Origin of the sequence: Amycolatopsis sp. NPDC006125 (assembly GCF_040614195.1) — a bacterium.
Lineage (GTDB): Bacteria > Actinomycetota > Actinomycetes > Mycobacteriales > Pseudonocardiaceae > Amycolatopsis_E > Amycolatopsis_E tucumanensis.
The window spans coordinates 21,232-41,600 of record NZ_JBEXTZ010000016.1 but is presented as its reverse complement, the minus strand read 5'-3'; the positions used below and the strand labels follow the sequence as shown (position 1 = coordinate 41,600).

Annotated in this window: 19 protein-coding genes; 10 read left to right on the top strand and 9 right to left on the bottom strand. The window is 71.8% G+C overall.

The annotated features are described in order from the left end of the window. Positions 1 to 73: 73 nt before the first annotated feature. Complete coding sequence (locus tag ABZ193_RS10845) at positions 74 to 934, top strand: lysozyme (protein ID WP_020421411.1); 861 nt, start codon at positions 74 to 76, stop codon at positions 932 to 934. 162 nt (positions 935 to 1,096) lie between these two features. Further along, positions 1,097 to 2,161, top strand: a complete 1,065-nt coding sequence (locus tag ABZ193_RS10840) for a hypothetical protein (protein WP_020421410.1) — start codon at positions 1,097 to 1,099, stop codon at positions 2,159 to 2,161. Here the strand turns inward: ABZ193_RS10840 and ABZ193_RS10835 are convergent. Further along, the gene (locus ABZ193_RS10835; RefSeq protein ID WP_354709684.1) at positions 2,158 to 2,736 is read right to left on the bottom strand and encodes an XRE family transcriptional regulator; all 579 of its coding nucleotides are present in this window, start codon (positions 2,734 to 2,736) and stop codon (positions 2,158 to 2,160) included. The two genes, ABZ193_RS10840 and ABZ193_RS10835, sit on opposite strands and share 4 nt — an antisense overlap. Positions 2,737 to 2,782: 46 nt before the next feature. Between ABZ193_RS10835 and ABZ193_RS10830 the strand changes: the two genes are divergently transcribed. After that, entirely contained in the window at positions 2,783 to 3,259 is a 477-nt protein-coding gene (locus ABZ193_RS10830) for an N-acetyltransferase family protein (RefSeq protein ID WP_354709683.1), read from the top strand. A gap of 154 nt (positions 3,260 to 3,413) precedes the next feature. Next, entirely contained in the window at positions 3,414 to 3,848 is a 435-nt protein-coding gene (locus ABZ193_RS10825; protein ID WP_354709682.1) for a hypothetical protein, read from the top strand. 14 nt (positions 3,849 to 3,862) lie between these two features. On the opposite strand, the gene purL is transcribed toward ABZ193_RS10825, so the two are convergent. Then, positions 3,863 to 6,151, bottom strand: coding sequence for a phosphoribosylformylglycinamidine synthase subunit PurL (purL, locus tag ABZ193_RS10820; protein WP_354709681.1), 2,289 nt, complete (start codon positions 6,149 to 6,151; stop codon positions 3,863 to 3,865). 81 nt (positions 6,152 to 6,232) lie between these two features. Here purL and ABZ193_RS10815 point away from each other — a divergent pair, with 81 nt between their 5' ends. Both ABZ193_RS10815 and ABZ193_RS10810 read left to right on the top strand, forming a co-directional pair. Further along, a complete protein-coding gene (locus tag ABZ193_RS10815) occupies positions 6,233 to 7,813 on the top strand; it encodes an ABC transporter ATP-binding protein (RefSeq protein WP_354709680.1) in 1,581 nt (526 codons plus the stop codon). Then, positions 7,798 to 9,579, top strand: a complete 1,782-nt coding sequence (locus ABZ193_RS10810; protein ID WP_354709679.1) for an ABC transporter ATP-binding protein — start codon at positions 7,798 to 7,800, stop codon at positions 9,577 to 9,579. Before ABZ193_RS10815 ends, ABZ193_RS10810 begins: the two co-directional genes overlap by 16 nt. Positions 9,580 to 9,612: 33 nt before the next feature. On the opposite strand, the gene purQ is transcribed toward ABZ193_RS10810, so the two are convergent. Beyond that, positions 9,613 to 10,284, bottom strand: coding sequence for a phosphoribosylformylglycinamidine synthase subunit PurQ (gene purQ / locus ABZ193_RS10805; RefSeq protein ID WP_020421403.1), 672 nt, complete (start codon positions 10,282 to 10,284; stop codon positions 9,613 to 9,615). Continuing rightward, positions 10,281 to 10,517, bottom strand: a complete 237-nt coding sequence (gene purS, locus ABZ193_RS10800) for a phosphoribosylformylglycinamidine synthase subunit PurS (RefSeq protein ID WP_020421402.1) — start codon at positions 10,515 to 10,517, stop codon at positions 10,281 to 10,283. The genes purQ and purS overlap by 4 nt, the downstream gene beginning before the upstream one ends. Positions 10,518 to 10,626: 109 nt before the next feature. Between purS and ABZ193_RS10795 the strand changes: the two genes are divergently transcribed. Beyond that, positions 10,627 to 11,100, top strand: coding sequence for a YfbM family protein (locus tag ABZ193_RS10795; RefSeq protein WP_354709678.1), 474 nt, complete (start codon positions 10,627 to 10,629; stop codon positions 11,098 to 11,100). On the opposite strand, the gene ABZ193_RS10790 is transcribed toward ABZ193_RS10795, so the two are convergent. Then, a complete protein-coding gene (locus ABZ193_RS10790; protein ID WP_020421400.1) occupies positions 11,097 to 12,386 on the bottom strand; it encodes an MFS transporter in 1,290 nt (429 codons plus the stop codon). The genes ABZ193_RS10795 and ABZ193_RS10790 overlap by 4 nt on opposite strands. Before the next feature lie 167 nt (positions 12,387 to 12,553). On the opposite strand from ABZ193_RS10790, the gene ABZ193_RS10785 reads away from it, so the two are divergent. Continuing rightward, positions 12,554 to 13,501: a U32 family peptidase gene (locus tag ABZ193_RS10785; RefSeq protein WP_354709676.1), complete on the top strand. Its 948-nt coding sequence runs from the start codon at positions 12,554 to 12,556 to the stop codon at positions 13,499 to 13,501. Then, positions 13,498 to 14,820, top strand: a complete 1,323-nt coding sequence (locus ABZ193_RS10780) for an aldehyde dehydrogenase (NADP(+)) (protein WP_354709675.1) — start codon at positions 13,498 to 13,500, stop codon at positions 14,818 to 14,820. The genes ABZ193_RS10785 and ABZ193_RS10780 overlap by 4 nt, the downstream gene beginning before the upstream one ends. On the opposite strand, the gene ABZ193_RS10775 is transcribed toward ABZ193_RS10780, so the two are convergent. From ABZ193_RS10775 to ABZ193_RS10760, 4 genes are all read right to left on the bottom strand, one after another. After that, the gene (locus ABZ193_RS10775) at positions 14,815 to 15,588 is read right to left on the bottom strand and encodes an IclR family transcriptional regulator (RefSeq protein WP_027936352.1); all 774 of its coding nucleotides are present in this window, start codon (positions 15,586 to 15,588) and stop codon (positions 14,815 to 14,817) included. The two genes, ABZ193_RS10780 and ABZ193_RS10775, sit on opposite strands and share 6 nt — an antisense overlap. A 37-nt stretch (positions 15,589 to 15,625) precedes the next feature. Further along, the gene (locus ABZ193_RS10770) at positions 15,626 to 16,057 is read right to left on the bottom strand and encodes a L,D-transpeptidase (protein ID WP_020421396.1); all 432 of its coding nucleotides are present in this window, start codon (positions 16,055 to 16,057) and stop codon (positions 15,626 to 15,628) included. Between the two features lie 569 nt (positions 16,058 to 16,626). After that, a complete protein-coding gene (locus ABZ193_RS10765) occupies positions 16,627 to 18,111 on the bottom strand; it encodes an aldehyde dehydrogenase family protein (RefSeq protein ID WP_354709674.1) in 1,485 nt (494 codons plus the stop codon). Positions 18,112 to 18,121: 10 nt separating this feature from the next. Further along, complete coding sequence (locus ABZ193_RS10760; protein ID WP_354709724.1) at positions 18,122 to 19,159, bottom strand: MFS transporter; 1,038 nt, start codon at positions 19,157 to 19,159, stop codon at positions 18,122 to 18,124. A gap of 267 nt (positions 19,160 to 19,426) precedes the next feature. Here ABZ193_RS10760 and ABZ193_RS10755 point away from each other — a divergent pair, with 267 nt between their 5' ends. Then, a complete protein-coding gene (locus tag ABZ193_RS10755; protein WP_354709673.1) occupies positions 19,427 to 20,362 on the top strand; it encodes a DUF5937 family protein in 936 nt (311 codons plus the stop codon). The last annotated feature ends 7 nt before the right edge of the window (positions 20,363 to 20,369 follow it).

Here is a 20,369-nt window from a genome sequence, read left to right as displayed (position 1 = left end):
CAAGAATCACGGCCTGGACGGTCTCCCTGCAACCAAGACCGTCCTCCGCGAGGGCAATGGAAAGGACTCGGGTATGTCTGCTCCACGCAAGAGATGGTGGCGGTTCGCCACGTCCGCCGCCGCCGCGTCGGTCGCCGTGCTCGTGCTCGGCGCCCTGGCCCCGGCCGGCGCGGCTCCGGCCACCGTCGACGGGATGCCGGTCGACGACTACGTCGCTCGTTACGATCACCCGATGGGTTCGCAGATCGCGCGCGTCGAGGGCGATCACTCGACTGCGGAGACGCAGGCCGCCGCCGCCGGCGACACCGCCGCGGCGGCGACGGTGGAGGGCATCGACGTCAGCGGCCACCAGGGCAACGTCGACTGGGCGAACTACTGGGGCCAGGGCAAGCGGTTCGCCTACGTCAAGGCGACCGAGGGCACGTACTACACCAACCCGTACTTCGCGCAGCAGTACAACGGCTCCTACAACATCGGCATGATCCGCGGCGCCTACCACTTCGCCACCCCGGACACGGCGTCCGGCGCCGCGCAGGCCAACTACTTCGTCGACCACGGCGGGGGCTGGTCGGCGGACGGCAAGACGCTGCCGGGCGCGCTGGACATGGAGTACAACCCGTACGGCTCGACCTGTTACGGGTTGTCGAAGAGCGCGATGACCGCGTGGATCAAGGACTTCAGTGACACCTACCACGCCCGCACCGGGCGGTACCCGGTGATCTACACCAGCACGAACTGGTGGAGCCAGTGCGTCGACGGGGCGTTCGCGGCGACGAACCCGCTGTGGATCGCGCGCTACGCCTCGACGGTGGGAACCCTGCCGCACAACTGGAGTTTCCACACGTTCTGGCAGTACTCGTCGAGCCCGATCGACCAGAACACCTTCAACGGCGCGTACGACCGGCTGCAGGTGCTCGCCACCTCGAAGGGCTGACCGCGAGGGGGCTCCCGCCCGTCCGTGGTGGGAGTCTCCTTCGCTTTTGTCGGAGTCGCCAGGCACAATGCCCGTGATCAGTGCGATGTCCGGGCGTGGGGGAACCAGGTTCGGCGCCGATACGTCCGAGCAGGGCGTAGCGATCCAGGAAGGGCGACGTCGATGACCTACCCACCGCAGCCGGGACAGCCGGATTACGGTCAGCAACCAGATCCGTACGGCCAGCAGCAGGGCGGCTACCCGCAGTCCGGGGGCTTTCCGCAGCAGGGTGGGCAGTACGGCGGCCAGCAGTACCCGGGCCAGCAGCCCTACGGCCAGCCCGAGTACGGCCAGCAGCCCGGTTACGGGCAGCAGCCGGGCTACGGCCAGCAGTACCCGGGCTACGACCCGAACTACCCGCAGACCGCGCAGTTCGGCTACGGCGGCCCGCCGCCCGGTGGTGGCGGCAGCAAGAAGGGCCTGTGGATCGGCCTGTCGGTCGGTCTCGTCGTCGTGCTGGCGGCGCTGGGCATCACCGGGTTCTGGGTGCCGGGCTTCTTCCTCGGCGACAAGGAGGAGGGTCCCCAGGCGGTCGCCCAGCAGGTGATCGACGGGATCAAGAACCACGACAAGAACGCGCTCAACGCGTTGAAGTGCGCGGACGCGGACCGGTCGGTCACGGCGGCGATCGAGGACGTCAACGACGTCGACAGCATCACGATGGGCAAGGTCACCGAGAACGGCGACACCGCGACCGTCGAGTTCACCGCGACCGCGGGCGGCGAGGACGGCACCGGCACCGGCACGCTGGCCAAGGTCAACGGCAAGTGGTGCTGGAAGGACCTGGAGACCAGGGCGTCCGGCAGCGGCGGTTCGACCCGCACGTCCACCTCGCGCTCGTCGAGCAGCCGCACCCCGACGTCGTCCAGCAGCTCGTCGTCGACCGGGGGCACCGGCGGCAGCAACGGCAAGGCGATGGTCGAGGACTTCCTGGCCAAGATGGCCGCCGGTGACGTCAACGGCGTGACCTCGCTGGTCTGCTCCGACGCGACGCAGGACAACAAGGACGACGCGCGGGAGGCCGCCGAGAAGCGCGCCAACGTGACGCCGACCTACGACAGCGCCACGGACACCATGGTGTCCGGCGACCTGACCGGCACGCAGCAGGGCGAGCAGGTCACCGGCCTGTTCTTCGCGGAGAACTTCGACGGCGAGGGCTTCTGCGTCTCGGTGTTCGGCGTGTTCTAGCCGGATCGGCGGCCGAGGCCGGGGCGCCTCGGCCGCATGATCAGCGCCGCGACGTAGTACGTGCAGGGCGTCGCGGCGTGGTTGGCGTAGGAGAGGGTGACGTCTGCCGGCAGGTAGAGGCTGTCACCCTCTTCCAGTTCCAGGGTGTCCTGGTCGATCGTCAGCGTGAGGACGCCGGACTGCACGTAGATGAACTCGTGCGAGCCCGCCGCGTAGGGCGGGTAGGTGCCGGCCTCGCAGCCGGCGGGCAGCGTCGAGCGGATCCACTCGAAGTTCACCCCCGGCACGACGGGGGTGAGGATGGTCCGCTGCCACCCGCCCGGCTCGTCGACCACGTCCTGGTCCGCGGCCCGGCGCACGATCATCCGCGGCGGCTCGGTGAGCAGGTCCGGCAGCGGCAGCCCGAGCCCCTGCGCGATCCGGTCCAGCACCACGACGGTCGGCGCCTTCGAGCCGCGTTCGACCGCGGACAACATGCTGACGCTGACCCCCGACCGGTCGGCGAGCCCCTGCAGGGTCATCCCGCGGCCGGTGCGGGCGGTCTGGATGCGCGTGCCCAGCGCGCCGAGATCCATGTACCCTATAGTAGTGCTCGATTCTCCTATAGTGAAAGCGGCGGGGGTGGCCGACCTGCCGGCGATCGCCGCGATCTACGAGGGTTACGTGCGCACCAGCACCGCGACGTTCGAGCTGGAGCCGCCGGACCTGGCCGAGTGGACCCGCCGCTTCACCGCGATCGCCGACGCGGGCCTGCCGTTCCTGGTGGCCGAAGTGGACGGCCGCGTCGCCGGTTACGCGTACTGCTCGCCGTGGAAGACCCGCCCGGCCTACCGCCGCACGGCGGAGAACTCGATCTACCTCGCCCCGTGGTCGACGGGCCGCGGCGTGGGCGGCACACTGTTGGACGCGCTCCTGTCCCGCTGCCGGGAGAACGGAATCCGCGAGGTGATCGCGGTGATCGCCGACCCGGAGCGCAACCCGGCCTCACCCGCGCTGCACCGCCGCCGCGGCTTCGCCCACGTCGGGGTGCTGCGCAACGTCGGCTACAAGCACGACCGCTGGCTCGACACGCTCCTGCTGCAGAAGAGCCTGATCTAGAGTTCCGATGCTGGGGGCCGCTGCGCTGGCGTGGTTCTGCCGCCCGTGGCGAACGCGGTGCGGCTGAACGACACGCGGGTCGGGGAACGGTCTGGGGGGCCGACGCGGCGCCGGTTGGAGCTGCGCCGAACGCCGTCATGGTTTCGTCGAGTCGGTGAAACTCCGCGGCGACGAAACCGACGAGGCCGAGGCCCGACGGGAGGAGGTGGTCCGGGTCGCCGCGCAGCGGCTCATCCGGGACCTGCTCCCGAAGCGCGCCGACGCGGCGCCGACGTTCGACCTGGACCTGTCCGGGGCCAGGACGAACCGCCTCGACCTGTCCGGTCGGGTCATCGGGCGGCTGCTGATGCAGCGCGCACAACTACTGCACCGCACGGACTTCAGCGGCACCGAGTTCCGCGGCCGCGTCTACTTCACCGGCGCGGAACCGCGCGGCCCGGTCACCTTCGCCAGCGCGGTCTTCCGTGAACGCGCCGGGTTCGACGGCATGCGCTCGGCGAACGAGGTGGACTTCACGCACGCCGAGTTCCGGCGCGGCGCGACCGTCGACCGTGCCGAGTTCGCGGGCGCCACCGCCTTGCGGCAGTAGCGCCCGCTGAACCGTCAGTCGAACAGCTTCGGGAGCGTGCTCTCGAACGCGTCGCGCAGTTCTTCCATCCCGAAGGTCGCCACGCCCTGGATCTCCAGGCCGCCCGCCTCCGGGTCCACGACGCCCGCCTTGCGCCAGGGGAGCCCGCGGGCCGTGCACATCTCCGTGAACCGCAGCTCCTCGGTCCGCGGCACCGCCACCAGGACCCGCCCGGTGGACTCCGAGAACAGCTGCACGAACGGGTCAGCGTCTTCGTCGAGCAGGGCCCGCGCGCCGCACTGGCCGATCAGCACCATCTCCACCAGGGCCTGCGCCAGGCCGCCGTCGGAGAGGTCGTGTGCGGCCGAGATCATCCCGTCCCGCGAACCGGCGACCAGGATCTCCGCCAGCAGCCGCTCGCGCTCCAGGTCCACCTTCGGCGGCAGCCCGCCCAGGTGCCCGTGGATCACGTGCGCCCACGCCGAACCGCCGAACTCGTCGTGCGTCTCGCCGAGCAGCAGCAGCGTCTCACCCGCCTCGGCGCCGATCCCGGTCGGGATGCGCCGCCGCACGTCGTCGATCACGCCGAGCACGCCGACCACCGGCGTCGGCAGGATCGCCGTCTCACCGGTCTGGTTGTAGAAGCTCACGTTGCCGCCGGTGACCGGGATGCCGAGCTGCGCGCAACCGTCGGCGATGCCGTGCACGGCCTGCTCGAACTGCCACATCACACCCGGGTCCGTGGGCGCGCCGAAGTTCAGGCAGTCCGTCACCGCCAGCGGGGTGGCGCCCGTCGTCGCCACGTTGCGGTACGCCTCGGCCAGCGCGATCTGCGCCCCCGCGTACGGGTCGAGGTACACGAACCGGCTGTTGCAGTCCGTCGACACCGCGACGCCGCGCCCGGTCTCCTCGTCGATGCGGATCATGCCGCCGTCCGACGGCTGCGACAGCACCGTGTTGCCGCGCACGTACCGGTCGTACTGGTCGGTCACCCACTCCTTCGACGCCTGGTTCGGCGACGAGACCACCTTCAGCAGCGTCTCCCGCAGCTCGTCCGGAGTGGACGGACGGTGCAGCTTCTCCGGCGTGTCCGCCTGCAGCTCGTCCTGAGTGGACGGACGTGCGACCGGCCGGTCGTACACCGGGCCCTGGTGCGCCACGGTGCGCGGCGGCACGTCCACCACGGTCTCGCCGTGCCAGGTCACCACGAGGTGGTCACCGTCGGTGACCTCGCCGATGACGGTGGCGATGACGTCCCACTTCGCGCACACCGCGAGGAAGGCGTCCACCTTGGACGGTTCGACGACCGCGCACATCCGCTCCTGCGACTCGCTGGAGAGGATCTCCGCCGGGGTCATGCCCTCGGCGCGCAGCGGCACCTTGTCCAGCTCGACGTGCATGCCGCCGTCGCCGGCCGCGGCCAGCTCCGACGTCGCGCAGGACAGGCCCGCGCCGCCGAGGTCCTGAATACCCACCACGAGCTTCTGCTGGAACAGCTCCAGGCAGCACTCGATGAGCACCTTCTCGGTGAACGGGTCGCCGACCTGGACGCTCGGCAGCTTCTTGCGGCCGCCGGAGTTCTCGTCGCCGGAGAAGGTGTCGCTGGCCAGCACCGACACGCCGCCGATGCCGTCCAGACCGGTCCGCGCGCCGAACAGGATGATCTTGTTGCCGGCGCCCGAAGCGAACGCCAGGTGCAGGTCCTCGGTGCGCATCGCGCCCACGCACAGCGCGTTCACCAGCGGGTTGCCCGCGTAGCTGGCGTCGAAGGCGACCTCGCCGCCGATGTTGGGCAGGCCGAGGCAGTTGCCGTACCCGGCGACGCCGGCCACGACACCCGGCAGCACGCGGCGGGTGTCCGGCGCGTCGGCCGGGCCGAAGCGCAGCGAGTCGGCCACCGCGAGCGGCCGCGCGCCCATCGCCAGGATGTCGCGCACGATGCCGCCGACACCCGTCGCGGCGCCCTGGTAGGGCTCCACATAGGACGGATGGTTGTGGCTCTCGACCTTGAAGGTGACCGCCCAGCCGTCACCGATGTCGACGACACCGGCGTTCTCGCCGATCCCGGCGAGCATCTTCGAGCGCATCTCCTCGGTGGTGGTCTCGCCGAAGTAGCGCAGGTGCTTCTTCGACGACTTGTACGAGCAGTGCTCGCTCCACATCACCGAGTACATGGCCAGTTCGGCGTCCGTCGGCCGCCTGCCCAGGATCTCGCGGATGCGCGCGTACTCGTCGTCGGCGAGCCCGAGCTCGCGGTAGGGCTGCGGGAGGTCCGGCGTTTCCGCGGCCCGCTCGGTCGTGTCGATGGCCAGGGTGTCGGTCACGGCCTCCAGGGTACTTGCAGCGCTCTGACCGGCAGAAAATCGGTCGCGTGAGGTGAGCTGGGGCACTTACCGTCTGTTGTCATGCGCCTCCCGTCCCGGCTCACGCCACTGCGATTCCTGGGCGCGCTCCTGCGGGCGCGGCCGTGGCTCGCCGTGTCCGCGTGCGTCCTGGGCGCGCTGTGGCTGCTGCCCGGCGCGCTGCTGCCGCTCGTGATCGGCGGGGTGGTCGAGGACATCCGCGCGGGCGAGGAGCTGCTCGGCGGGGTCGGTCTGGTCGTGTTGCTCGGCGTGGCGCAGGCGGTGTGCGCAGGCGCGCTGATCTTCGCCGTGCACACCATGTGGATCCACGGCGCGGCGATGACGCAGCGTGCGGTCGTCGAGCACACCGCGCGGCTCGGCGCGTCGCTGCGCCCGCAGGCCGGGACCGGTGACGTGATGGCGGTGTCCTCCTCGGACATCAACCACATCGGCAACGTGTTCGAGGTGACCGGCCGGCTGTTCGGCTCGGTGGTGGCCTTCCTCACCGTGAGCCTGGTGCTGATCGGCATGTCGCCGCTGCTGGGCGTGATCGCGTTGGTCGGGGTCCCGCTCGCGACGCTGAGCATGGGCAAGCTGGTCGCGCCGCTGCAGCGCCGCAAGGGCGTGCAGCGCGAGGAGCTGTCCAGCGTGAACGCGCTGGCCGCGGACATCGTGTCGGGCCTGCGGATCCTCCGCGGCGTCGGCGGCGAGCAGCAGTTCCTCGGCCGGTTCCGCGGTGCCAGCCAGCGCGTCCGGCGAGCCGGGGTCGAGGTGGCGCGCAGCGAGTCGTGGCTGGTGGGCGCCGAGGTGCTGCTGCCCGGCCTGGTCACCGTGGCGATCACCTGGGTCGGCGCGCGGTTCGTCGCGGCGGGCACGATCAGCGTCGGCGAGCTGGTGGCGTTCTACTCCTCGTCGGTGTTCCTGGTGGTGCCGGTGAGCACGGCGACCGAGTTCACCGCCGCGTTCTCCTCGGCGATGGTGTCGGCGAAGAAGGTCTGCGGCGTGCTGAGCCTGCGGCCGCTGCTGTCCGAGCCGGACGCGCCGGTCGCGCTGCCGGACGGGCCGCTGGAGCTGCACGACACGACCTCCGGTTTCACCGCGGTGGCCGGGAAGCTGACCGTCGTCGACGCCGGGCCGGAGGCGGAGGCGCTGGCCGCGCGGCTGGCCCGGTTCGCCGACCCGGAGCCCGGCGAGCGGGTGCTCGTGTCCGGCGTGCCCGCCGGCCACGTGGCGCTGGCCGAACTCCGGTCGCGCGTGGTCTACGCGCACAACCAGGACCTGTGGTTCTCCGGCATCCTGCGGGACCAGCTGGTCCCGGCCGAGCGGGCGGAGGTCGCGTTGTGGGCCGCCGACGCCGAGGACATCGTCGAAGGCCTGCCGAACGGGCTCGACGAGCTGATCGGCGAGCGGGGCCGCGAGGTGTCCGGCGGCCAGCGGCAGCGGCTGAACCTGGCCCGCGCGCTGGCACTGGACGCCGACACCCTGCTGCTCGACGAACCGACCTCGGCCGTCGACGCGCACACCGAGGCCCGCATCACCGAGCGGGTCACCGAGCTGCGCCGCGGCCGCACGACCGTCGTCTTCACGGAAAGTCCACTGTGGAAAGCGGTGGCGGACGAGGTGATCACATGCGTTTCAAGCTAGTGCTCGCGACGGGCGCCGAGGCCCGGCGCTGGGCGCGGGACCTGCTGCGCGTGAACCGCCGCGAGTTCGGCGTCGTGATCGGGCTGTTCGGCCTGGCCACGATCGCCGGGCTGGCCGGCCCGCAGATCCTCGGGCGCCTGGTGGACCTCGCGGTGGCCGGGGACAGCCGGATCGACCTGCTCGCGCTCGCGTTCGTGGTGATCCTGGTGGTGCAGGCGGTGCTGAAGCGGCTGGCCCGCTTCCGCGCCGGGATGCTCGGCGAGCGCGTGCTGGCCGAGACCCGCGAGGGGTTCGTCGAGCGCGCGCTGCGGCTGCCGCTGGGCACGGTCGAGGCGGCAGGCACCGGTGACCTGATCAGCCGCGCGACCACGGACGCCGACCGGATCGACTTCTCGGTCCGCAACGCGATCCCGGAGATCTCGATCGCGCTGATCACGATCGTGCTGACCGTCGCGGGGATGATCGTCACCTCGCCGCTGCTGTCGCTCGGGCTGCTGGTCGCGGTGCCGATCGTGGTGTTCACGATGCGCTGGTACGTCCGGCGCGCGCCGCGGATCGTCGAGGAGATGCTCGACCAGTGGTCGGAGGTGCAGTCGAGCCTGCACGAGACCACCGAGGGCGCGCGCACGGCGGAGGCGCTCGGGCTGACCGGGCGGCGGATCGCGCTCGGGAACCGCACGCTGGCCGGGGCGATCCGCGGCGAGCAGCGGCTGCGCGGGGTGACCGTCGGTTGGCTGCCATGGATGCAGATCGCGCAGGTCACGCCGGTGGCGGCGGTGCTGCTGCTCGGCGGCTGGGCGTACGGCGAGGGCTTGGTCGGGCTGGGCACGATCACCACGATGGTGGTGTACGTGCAGGCGCTGGCCGGGCCGCTCGAAGAGGCGATGTGGTGGGTCGAGGACCTGCAGGTCTCGGGTACCGCACTGCGCCGGGTCCTGGGTGTGGACGCAGCGCGAAGCGCTTCCGTTGAGGGTGGTGGTGGGCGACGGGTGGGAGTTCGCGGTGAGGCTGAGCGGGCCGGCGGACCGGAGCCGCGTGGTCAGGAGATCGTGGTGCGCGACGTGCACTACGGCTACTCGGCAGGCCGCGAGGTGCTGCACGGCATCGACCTGCGGGTGCCGCCGGGGCAGCGGCTGGCGATCGTCGGCCCGTCCGGTGCGGGCAAGTCGACGCTCGGCAGGCTGCTGGCCGGCGTCGCCGCGCCCGGTTCGGGTTCGGTGACGATCGGCGGCGCGGAGGTGTCCGAGCTGGCCGAGGACGTGCTGCGCGGCGAGGTGCTGCTGCTGACCCAGGAACACCACGTGTTCTCCGGGACGCTGCGGGAGAACCTGACGCTGCCTGCGGGGTCGTGGCCGGACGAGGAGCTGGTGCGCGCGCTGGCCGCGGTCGGGCTGCGCGACTGGTTCGGCGGGCTGCCGGACGGCCTGGAGACGAAGCTCGGCTCGGGCGCGCTGGCCGTGCCCGCCGCGACCGCGCAGCAGCTCGCGCTCGCGCGGGTCGTGCTGGCCGACCCGCACACGGTGGTGCTCGACGAGGCGACGTCGTTGCTGGACACCTCGTCGGCGCGTCACCTGGAGCGGTCGCTGAGCGGGGTGCTGGACGGCCGGACCGTGATCGCGATCGCGCACCGGCTGCACACCGCGGCGGCGGCCGACCGGGTCGCGGTGCTGGAGGCCGGGCGGATCACCGAGCTGGGCACGCACGCCGAACTGCTCGCCGCGAACGGCCCGTACTCGCGCCTGGTCACGGCCGCGCACGTGGGCTGAGGTTTCCCCGGAGGCGGGCGCCTCCGGGGACCATCAGGCCTTGACGAGGCTGTCGACCAAGCTGAGGAACATCCCCAGCCCGTCGTCGCTGGGGCCGGTGAGCGCGTCGATCGCGTGCTCGGGGTGCGGCATCAGGCCGACGACGCGGCCGTTGGCGCTGCAGATGCCCGCGATGTCGTCACGCGAGCCGTTCGGGTTCTCGCCGACGTAGCGGAACACCACGCGGCCCTCGCCCTCCAGCTCGTCCAGCGTGGACTGGTCGGCGACGTAGCCGCCCTCGCCCGACTTGAGCGGCACCAGGATCTCGGCGCCCGCCTCGTACCGGGTCGTCCACGCCGTGGTGTTGTTCTCCACGCGCAGCCACTGGTCGCGGCACACGAAGTGCAGCTTCTTGTTGCGCACCAGCGCGCCCGGCAGCAGCCCGGCCTCGCACAGGATCTGGAACCCGTTGCAGATGCCGAGCACCGGCATGCCGCCCTTGGCCGCGTCGACGACCGACGACATCACCGGGGCGAACCGGGCGATCGCGCCGCAGCGCAGGTAGTCGCCGTAGGAGAAGCCGCCCGGCACGATCACCGCGTCGACGCCGCGCAGGTCCTCGTCGGCGTGCCACAGGTTGACGGCCTCCGCGTCGGCGTAGCGGGCGGCGCGGACCGCGTCCACGTCGTCCAGCGTGCCGGGGAAGGTGATGACCCCGATCTTCACGAGAGCCTCCGCACGGTCCACTCCTCGATCACCGGGTTGGCGAGGAAGCCCTCGGCGATCTTGGCGAGCGTCTCGTCGTCGACCGAGTCGTCGACCTCGAGCTCGAAGTGCTTGCCCTGGCGCACCGAGGTGACCCCGGTGAAGCCCAGCCGCGGCAGCGCCCCGGCGACGGCTTGACCTTGCGGGTCGAGGATCTCGGGCTTGGGCATGACGTCAACCACCACACGGGCCACGGCGGGTCGCTCCAGTAATCGCAGGTAGGCGGTACTCCCCGAGTCTAGCCGCGGTCGGCGCCACCCCCGCCCAGGGTGGTGGCGGGTGTGACCTGGATACCTTCTGCGGATGGGAATGACACTGGGGTACGTCGAGGTCGCGCCGGAGCGGCTGGACGGCGTGATGGGTGACAGCGAGCAGGCCGAAGAGCTGTACGACGAGCTCAGCGACGACGAGACCGTCCGCGACGCCTTCATCGAGAAGGCCTGGGACGGCATCCAGTACCTCCTCGACGAGGCGGGCGTCGGGGTGGAGCTGCGCATGGACGGCGACCCGATCGAACACGACGGCGACGAGTTCAACGGGTTCCCGCCGGAGGTGGTCAAGAGCATCGCCGAGTCGCTGAACGCCGCGCCGTTCGAGCGGCTCGCCGAGCACTACGACCCCGCCGACATGATGGCCCGCGGGATCTACCCGCGGATCTGGGACACCCACCCCGCCGAGGAGCTGGAGTACCTCTCGGAGAACTACGCGAAGTTGCGGGAGTTCTTCGACGCGGTCGCCCGCGACGGCAACGCCGCCATCGGCTGCTTCTCCTTCTAACCGGTCAGCACCTTCGCGGTGTCCGCGCGGCGGCGCAGCACCCGGCGCAGCCCGTACGTGCCGATCAAGCCGAGCACGGACACCGCGATCAGGAAGTACAGGCCGGTCGCGGCGGAACCGGTGGCGTCCACGATGGCCGCGATGCCCATCGGCCCGAAGCCGCCGCCGAGGTTGCCGATGCCGTTGATCGCGGCGATGCCCGCGGCCGCGGTCGCCCCGGCGAGGAACTTCGGCACCAGGCCCCACATCACCGGCTGGGCCGCGTAACCGCCGATCGACGCGACGCACAGCCCGATCATCTGCAGCCACGGGGCGCTCGCGGTCGCGGCGACGACGAACCCGGCGATCGAGAAGCCGAGCATCAACGCGAGCCAGCCGAAGGGCGCCTCGCGCCGGTTGGCCAGTCGCGGCACCACGAGAAGACCAGCCATGACGCACACGTACGGGATCGCCGACACCGCGCCGACTCCGAACCCGGACAGGTCGCCGAAGCCCTTGACGATCGTCGGCAGCCAGAACGCGAGCCCGTAGGTGGCCAGCGGGAAGCACAGGAAGAACAGGGCCATCGCCAGCACGCGCGAGTCCTTGAGCACCGCCCACGGGCTGTGCGGCTGGGCGCCGGCCGCCTCGGCCTCGCGGCGCAGTTCGCCGGTCAGCCAGGTGCGCTCGTCGTCGGTCAGCCACTTGGCGGTCTCGGGCGACTTCGGCAGGACCCAGAGCACGATCGGCGTCAGCAGCACGGCGGGGATGCCGGTGGCGACGAAGATCCACTGCCAGCCCTCCAGGCCGAGGACGCCGTGCAGGTCGTTCAGCGCGCCCATCGCCGGGTTGCCGATGATGAACGACACCGGGCCGGCCAGCATGAACAGTCCGATCGCCTTGCTGCGGTGGCTCTCCGGGAACCAGCGGGTCAGGTAGTAGATGACGCCGGGGAAGAACCCGGCCTCGGCCGCCCCGAGCGCGAACCGCGCCAGGTAGAACTGCCAGGTCGTGGACACCAGCGCGGTCGCGACGGTGACCAAGCCCCAGGTGAGCATGATCCGGGCGATCCACCGGTTCGCGCCGTAGCGGTGCAGGGCGAGGTTGCTCGGCACCTCCAGCAGCGCGTAGGCGACGAAGAAGAACACCTGGCCGAGCGTGTAGACGGTCGCCGACAGGCCGAGCTCGGACTGCAGGGTCAGCTTCGCGAACCCGACGTTGGACCGGTCGATGTAGGCGATCACGTACAGCAGCCCGAGGAAGGGCAGCAGGCGCAGGGTGATCTTGCGCAGGATGGCTGGGGGCACGGGTGACTCCGTTGTCTGCTCGTCCGATATCTCGGATGACGTTCGGCCCTCCGAACCTAAAGTCGGGATTCGGGCGATGTCAACCGTCTTGACCGCGGTTCGGCCAGCGCCTAACGTCGTCCGGGACTACGAACCGCATCCGAAATTTCGAACAACGGTGGTGAACCGTGGACAGAACCCGCGACTTCCTGCGCACCCTGGGGCTGCCGCCCGGCGACCCGGGTGAGCTGCCGACGAGCCCCAAGCGGTTCCCGGACGGCGCCCAGTACCGGGTGGAGATCCCGAGCGTCGAGGGACCGGAGGCGCTGGAAGCCGTCTACGCCGAGGCCGACGCGCGCGGGGTCGTGGTGCACCGCGTCTCGCAGGGCAGCGGCGGCATGCTGCTGACGCGGCCGGAACTGGCCGCGATGGCCGACCTCGCGCGGGCGCGCGAGGTCGAGGTGAGCCTGTTCGCCCGCCCGGTCGCCGGGTGGGACACCGGCGCCGCGTCCGTGGCGCCCGGCGGTGGGCCGTTCGCCGCGCAGGCGCGGGGCGCCGAGCAGCTGGTCCACGTGCTGGAGGACATCCGCCGCACCGCCGAGGCCGGAATCCGCAGCGTGCTGGTGACCGACCTCGGCGTGCTGAGCGTCGCCGACCGCATGCGCGCGGCCGGGGAGCTGCCCGTCGACATGCGGTTCAAGGTCAGCGTGCAGATGGGCCTGGCCAACCCGGCGTCGATCCGGCTCGCCGAACAGGCCGGGGCCACCACCTACAACGTGCCGACCGACCTGAGCCTGGCCCAGCTCGCCGCGATCCGCGCGGCCGTCGACCTGCCGCTGGACGTCTACATCGAGGCGCCCGACGACCTCGGCGGGTTCGTCCGGCACTTCGAGATCGTGGAGATCGTGCGGGTCGCCGCGCCGGTCTACCTCAAGTTCGGGCTGCGCAACGCGCCGAACATCTACCCCAGCGGCACGCACCTGACGCCGACCGCGGTCGCGCTGGTGCGCGAGCGGGTGCGTCGTGCTGAGATCGGTCTCGAACTGCTCCACCGGCACGCGCCGGAGGCCGTCGGCTCGGCCCTGCCTGCCGCCGACCTCGCCGTGCCCGCCACCGTCGCGGAGGTGACCCGATGAGCTTGGACGACATCCTCGAAGCGGCCGCCGACGCCGCCCGGTCGTGGGCGCGCGCCGATCGCGCCGCGGCGTTGCGGAAGGTCGCGGACGGCATCGACGCCGCCGCGGACGAGCTCGTGCCGATCGCGCAGGAAGAGACCCACATCCCGGAGGCGCGGCTGCGTGGCGAGGTCGTGCGCACCAGCTTCCAGCTCCGGTTGCTGGCCGACGAGGTCCAGCCGCGCACGGTCGTCGACGAGGCGGACCCCTCGTGGCCGCCCGCGCCGCGGCCGAAGCTGGTGCTGACCCACCGTCCGATCGGGCCGGTGCTGGTGTTCGCGGCGTCCAACTTCCCGTTCGCGTTCTCGGTCGCGGGCGGGGACACCGCGTCGGCGCTCGCGGCGGGCTGCCCCGTGGTGCTCAAGGCGCACCCCGGTCACCCGCGGCTGTCCGACGCGACCGGCGAGATCGTGCGGTCCGCGCTGCCGGAGGGCGTGTTCGCGTTGATCCACAGCGAGGAGGACGGCCGGGCCGCGCTGACCGATCCCCGCGTCCGGGCGGCGGCGTTCACCGGTTCGCCGACCGCTGGGCGGGCGCTGTACGACCTGGCGGTGTCGCGGCCGGATCCGATCCCGTTCTACGGCGAGCTCGGCAGCGTGAACCCGGTGTTCGTCACCGAGGCGGCGGCGCGGGCGCGTGGCGCGGAGATCGCGGCCGGGTACGTGGACTCGTTCACGATGGGCGCCGGTCAGTTGTGCACGAAGCCCGGGCTGTTCGTGGTCCCGGCCGGGGCCGGGATCGGTGAGGCGGCGGCCGAGCGGGTGCGCCAGGTGGCTGCCGCGCCGCTGCTCAACGAGCGCATCGCGAGCGGTTACGCGGCCGTGCTGGGCCGGCTGGTCGGGCACGCCGAGGTGCGCACGCTGGTCGACGGCGGCGAGGCGCCCACGCTGCTGGCCACGACCGCGAAGGCGCTGCTGGAGCACGGCGAGGCGCTTCGGACCGAGTGCTTCGGGCCGGCCTCGCTGGTGGTGGAGTACTCGACCGAATCCGAAATGCTGGACGTCGTCCGGTCCCTCGACGGGCAGCTCACCGGAACCGTGCAGGCGGAGGACGACGACCCGGTGGCGGCCGAACTGGTCGACGAGCTGGCCGAGCACGTGGGGCGCGTGGTGTGGAACGGCTGGCCGACCGGGGTGGCCGTGACGCGCGCGATGCACCACGGCGGCCCGTACCCGGCGACCACGGCGCCGCTGCACACCTCGGTCGGCACAGCGGCGGTGGACCGGTTCCGGCGCCCGGTCGCGTTCCAGAACGTGCCGGATCGGGTGCTGGGCCTATAGCTCCGGAGGGCGGCCGCCGAGGCGCTGGGAGAGCTCGGCGGCGCCCTCCCGGACGAGTTTTTCCCAGCGGCGCCAGGATTCCTGGTCGTGGCGCGAGGTCGGGATGGAGATGCTCATCGCGGCAACCCATTCGCCGCGCGAGTCCACCACCGGGGCGGCCACGCAGCCGGCGTCCGGATTGGACTCGCTGCGCTCGTGCGCGACGCCGGTCACGCGGACCGCGTCCAGCTGGGCGAGCAGTTCCGGGCGGGACGTGATGCTGTGCTCGGTGAGCGCGGTCAGCCGGTGCCCCTTGAGGCGGCGGCTGACCTCCTCCCTGGACAGCCCGGCGAGCAGGACCTTGCCCACGGCGGTGCAGTTGGCCGGCAACCTGCGGCCGACCGCGGAGATCAGCCGCACCGAGTGAGTCGAGTCTATTTTGGACACGTAGACGACCTCGAGCCCGTCCAGCACGGCGACGTGCACGGTCTCGTCGCACTGCGCCGCGACCCGCCGGGCCACCGCGTCCGCCTCGACGCCGAACTCCAGGCGCTGCTGGTAACGCGCCCCCAGTTCGAGCAGCTTCGGCCCGAGGCGGTACATGGTCTCCTCGCCGGCCTGGCGGTCCAGGTACTTCCGGGCGACGAGGGTGGTCAGCAGCTCGTGCGTGGTGGAGCGGGGCAGGCCCAGGCGCTCGACGATCTCGGTCGCGGACAGGCGGACGTGTTCGTCGAGGAACAGTTCCAGGATGTCCGCGGCCCGGAGCACGGCCGGTACGAGACGGGGCATGACCGCACGATACCCCGCCTCGTCCGAAATACCGGACTCAGTTCACGACCTCGACCACGTCACCCGTGCGCAGGGTCTGGTAGAAGGCCTTCGCGTCGGCGCGCGAGAGGTGCACGCACCCGTGCGACTGCTCACGCAGGCTGCCCTCGTGGAACGCCACGCCGGTGGTCGTGAAGAACACCGAGTACGGCATCGGGGCGTCGTAGGCCTTGCTGTAGTGGTCGATGTCGCGGTACTGGACCTTGAACGTGCCCACCGGCGTCTCGTAGCCGGGTTTGCCCACGGTGACCGGAACGGGCCCGCGGGTCACCTGACCGTTGTTCGTCAGCCAGGCCTGGTTCGTGTGCAGCTGCAGGCACGCCTTCGCCCGCGGGCTGCACGGTGTTTCCGCTGCGTGCGCGGCGGGAGCGGCGATCCCGATCGAGCCGAGGAGCGCCGCTCCGGCCGCGATACCGATGATCTTTCGCATACGGATGGTTACCCGCTGACGAGAAGTTCACTCATCCTGTTGACAGCTGCCGGTGCGGGTGTTGCGATCGCGGGTTGTTGCGGTGCGTTCAGGCGGCCGGGGTCGCGCAACAGTTCTCCAGCCGCAACACGCCGAGTTCGGAAATGAAGATGGACGTTAGAGGTTTCTTCGTTCCCAGAGGGTGGGGCGGATATCCACATGCCCGCCCTCGCTGGACCTGCTCAAAGCAGGCAGTACTGCTGGACGAGCTCCAACTCGTCCTGATGAAGGGCCAGCAGGGCTACGAGGAGAACGATTCATCGGATCTCGCCTCTGGTCCTGCTGTTCCACCGCCGCGCAGCCTGCACACCGCGCACATGCACGGCGGAGGTGCGTTCCCGCGCCGATCTCTCGGCATAGAAAGTTCCTTTCAAGTGCCACTGGCAGCCGCTGTGCGGCTGCCAGTGGCCCCGCGAGCAACTCACATGCGTAGCGGCAAGAGAAAAGCCGCGACGCGCGGATAAAACACGACGCGCCTTGGAGTTCGACTCCGAGGCGCGTCACGAACAGGTGAAATGTCGGCGAGGCCGTCAGCGCTTCCGGCCGTACAAGCCCGTGACGAGCTTGCTCACCAGCTTGTCCGTCTTCTCGGTGCGCGCGAAGGTCGTGAGCTTGATCGGAACCGCGAAGCGCTGGCGGGCGACCGCCTTCGGGCGGGCGAACTCGCGCAGGCCCTCCGGGCCGTGGATCCGCCCGAAGCCGGAGTCGCCGACCCCGCCGAACGGCAGCGACGCGGCCCCGGCGAACGAGAACGGCGCGTTGATCGAGATCATCCCGGCCTTGAGCCGCTGGGCCAGTCGTGTGGCGTTGGCGCGGGAGAACACCGTCGAGCCGAGCCCGTAGACCGTCGCGTTGGCCTTTTCGACCGCCTCGTCCATGTCGCGCACCTTGGCGATCGTCATGGTCGGGCCGAACGTCTCCTCCCGCACCGCGGCGGAGTCCTCCGGCACGTCGACCAGGACGGTCGGCTCGACGAACCGGTCGCCGACCGCGTCCGCGCCGCCGGTCAGCGCCCGGCCGCCGCGGGCCAGCGCGTCCGCGATGTGCCTGCGCACCACGTCCAGCTGCGACGGCATGGTCATCGGCCCGTACTGCTGGCCCGGCTTCACCCCGCGGGTCAGCGCGACGACCTTGTCCACGAACTGGTCGTAGACCCGCTCGTGCACGTACACCCGCTCCACGCCGATGCAGGTCTGCCCGGAGTTGGAGAACGCCCCCCACACGGCGGCGTCGGCGGCCGCGTCCAGGTCGGCGTCCGAGTCGACGATCAGCGGGTCCTTGCCGCCGGCCTCGATGACCACCGGCGTGAGGGTCTCGGCGGCCGCGGCCATGATCTTCTTGCCGGTCGCGGTCGAGCCGGTGAACGCGATCTTGTCGACGCCCGAGCCGACGAGCGCCGCGCCGGTCGCGCCGAAGCCGGTGACCAGCTGCAGCACCGGGTACTCGGGCACCACCTCGGCGAAGGTGTCGACCAGCCACTTCCCGACGCCGGGGGTGTACTCGCTCGGCTTGAACACCACGGCGTTGCCGGCCGCGAGGGCGTAGGTGATCGAGCCGAGCGGCGTGTAGACCGGGTAGTTCCACGGCCCGATCACGCCGACCACGCCCAGCGGCTGGTACTCGACGGTCGCGGTGTGGTTGGACAGCAGCAGTCCGGCCGAGCGGCGTTTCCGGCCCAGCACCTTGCGCGCGTTGCGGGCGGCCCAATGGATGTGCTCGATCGCGAGCACGGCCTCCAGTTGCGCGTCGCCGGCGGGCTTGCCGGTCTCCTTGCTGACGACGTCGCACAGCTCGGCGAGGCGGTGGGTGATGATCCCGTTCCAGCGGCGCAGGCGGTCGGCGCGGCCCTCGAACCCGAGGCCGGCCCACCAGCCGGCGGCGGTCCGCGCGGCGGCGACCGCGGCCTGGACGTCCTCCGCGGTGTGCACCGGGTGGGTCCCGACGACCTCGTCGGTGGCCGGGTTCAGCGAGTCGAACGTGTCCTGGACGGCCGGCTTCGGCTCCACGGCGGTCATCGTTGGCCTCCTAACTACTGTTCAGTAACGCCAGCATGGCACATGCGGTGGCCGAGCTCACTACCCCGAGCGTGGGCGCCAGCGACAACGGCAGCACGCCGACGCTCAGCGACCCGAGCCCGAACCCGGTCGCCTGTACGACGAACGCGGCCGAGAACCCCTCCGCGCTGCGGCCTTCCGGCAGCAACCGCTGAAGCCGCACGGACGCGATGGTCAGCAGCGGTCCCGTGCCCGCGCCGATCAGTGCCGCGCCGGTGAGCAGCCCGGCCCACCCGAGGTCCGCGGCCAGCACCGCGCCGCCCGCCATGAACCCGCCCAGCCCCATCGCGGCCTGCCGCCGCCCGGCCGGTGGCCGTCGCCACGCGAAGACCGCGCTACCCGCGATGCTGGCCCCGCTCAGCACGACGATCACCACCGCGGCCAGCGCCGGGTCCGCGCCGAGCCGTTGGACCAGCGGTAACGGCGCGACCTCGACGGTCGCGAGCAGATGGCCCAGCGCGAACAGGCACGCGAGCCAGGGCAGCGCGTTCCGGACGGGCAGTTTCGCCGGCCTCGGCGGGGCGGGCGCGACGGCCCGCGGCACGGCCAGCGCCGCGGTGAAGTAGGCCGCGGCCATGGCGGCGAGCGGGGCGAGCGCGGCGGCCGGACTCAGGGCGGCGACCAGCAGCGGCCCGGCGATGAGGACGCCCTCGAAGAGCATCGAGTCGATCGCGACGGCGCGCGGCAACTGGTCGTCCGGCACGACGGAGCCGAGCAGCGTGCGGAAGCCGCCGGACAGCCCGCCCACGACGAGCCCAGGCACCACGACCAGCGCGACCAGCAGCCCGTGTGATCCGGTCCCGGCGGCGACGACGAGCGCCGCCATGGCGGTGCCGGCGGCGAGCAGGAGGAGCACCAGACCGCGGGCCACGCCGATCCGGTCGAGCAGCCGCCCACACGGCACCGCGCCGACGATCTCGGCCCCCACGAGCACGGCGACCATCACCCCGCCGAGCCGGTACGACCCGGTGACGACCGTGGCGACGGAGGTGAAGGCGAGCGGCCCCATGGCGATCGGCAGGCGGTACAGCTGAGCGCCTACTGACCAGCGCCAATACGCGCGATTCACCGGCGGACCTCCTCGGCACCCGGTTGACCCGGCATCGGCGCGACGACCAACCCGGCTCGCTGCCCACTCGACGAAGTGCGTCGTCGCCAGCACCCGGGAGGCGCCCGCCGCCACCCCACCCGTCCGCCTCGATTCGCACCCTTCCGACTGTTCCGCCGCCCCTCCCGCGCCCATACTGATTCGGAAATCCCCGAAAGTCGGCCCGCCATGATCGAGTTGGTCCTCACCGCCGCGAGCCCGGTCCGCTTCGGCATCTCCCCGCTGGAGGAGGCGCTCGGCGCGGTCCAGGTCGGGCTCGGCCTCCGCGCGCACCCCGTGCACCCGCCGTGGCTGACCGGCGCCGACCTGCCGATCGCCGAGCTGCGCAGCGTCCTGTCCGGCCGCCGCTACATCACCGACTTCCTCAGCCCGCCACCCGACGGCCCGCACACCACCGCCGAGGCGCAGCTGGACCGCATTCGCCGCACGCCGCCGCGGCAGGTCGCCGCCGAGCTGGCCATGGTCGACGCCGACCTCAGCGGCCTGCCCTCAAACCCGGCGAAGGCGCGCGATCTGCTCGCCGACCAGATGGCGCTCGTCTGGTCGGAGCTGGTCGCGCCGCACTGGCCGCGGATGCGGGACGTTCTCGCCGCCGACATCGCCCACCGCTCCCGCCGGCTCGCCGACGGAGGTCTGCCGCTCGTCTTCGCGGACCTGCACCGGCGCGTCCGGCTCGTCGACGGCACGGTCCTGGTCGAATCCCGGTCCCGGGAACGGGTCCGCCTCGGCCGGCGCGGGCTGCTCCTGCTCCCCGCCGTCTTCGCCTGGCCCGGCGTCGGCGTGGTCACCGTCCCGCCCTGGCAGCCCGCGCTGCTCTACCCAGCCCGCGGCGTCGCCGGGCTGTGGGGCGGCCGTCCGGACCACGACGCCCGCCTCGCCGCGGTGTTCGGCCGCACCAAGGCCGCCGTCCTGCTCGCCCTCGGTGAACCGCTGTCCACGTCGGCGCTCGCCGGCCGGCTGGGCCTCGCGCCGAGCACCGTGTCCGCGCACGTCACCGCGCTGCGGGACGTGGGGATCCTCACGTCGGCGCGATCCGGACACGAGGTCCGGTACCGCCGAAGCGATCTTGGCGACGCCATTCTGGCGGGCCTAGGCTGGTCCTGAACCCACG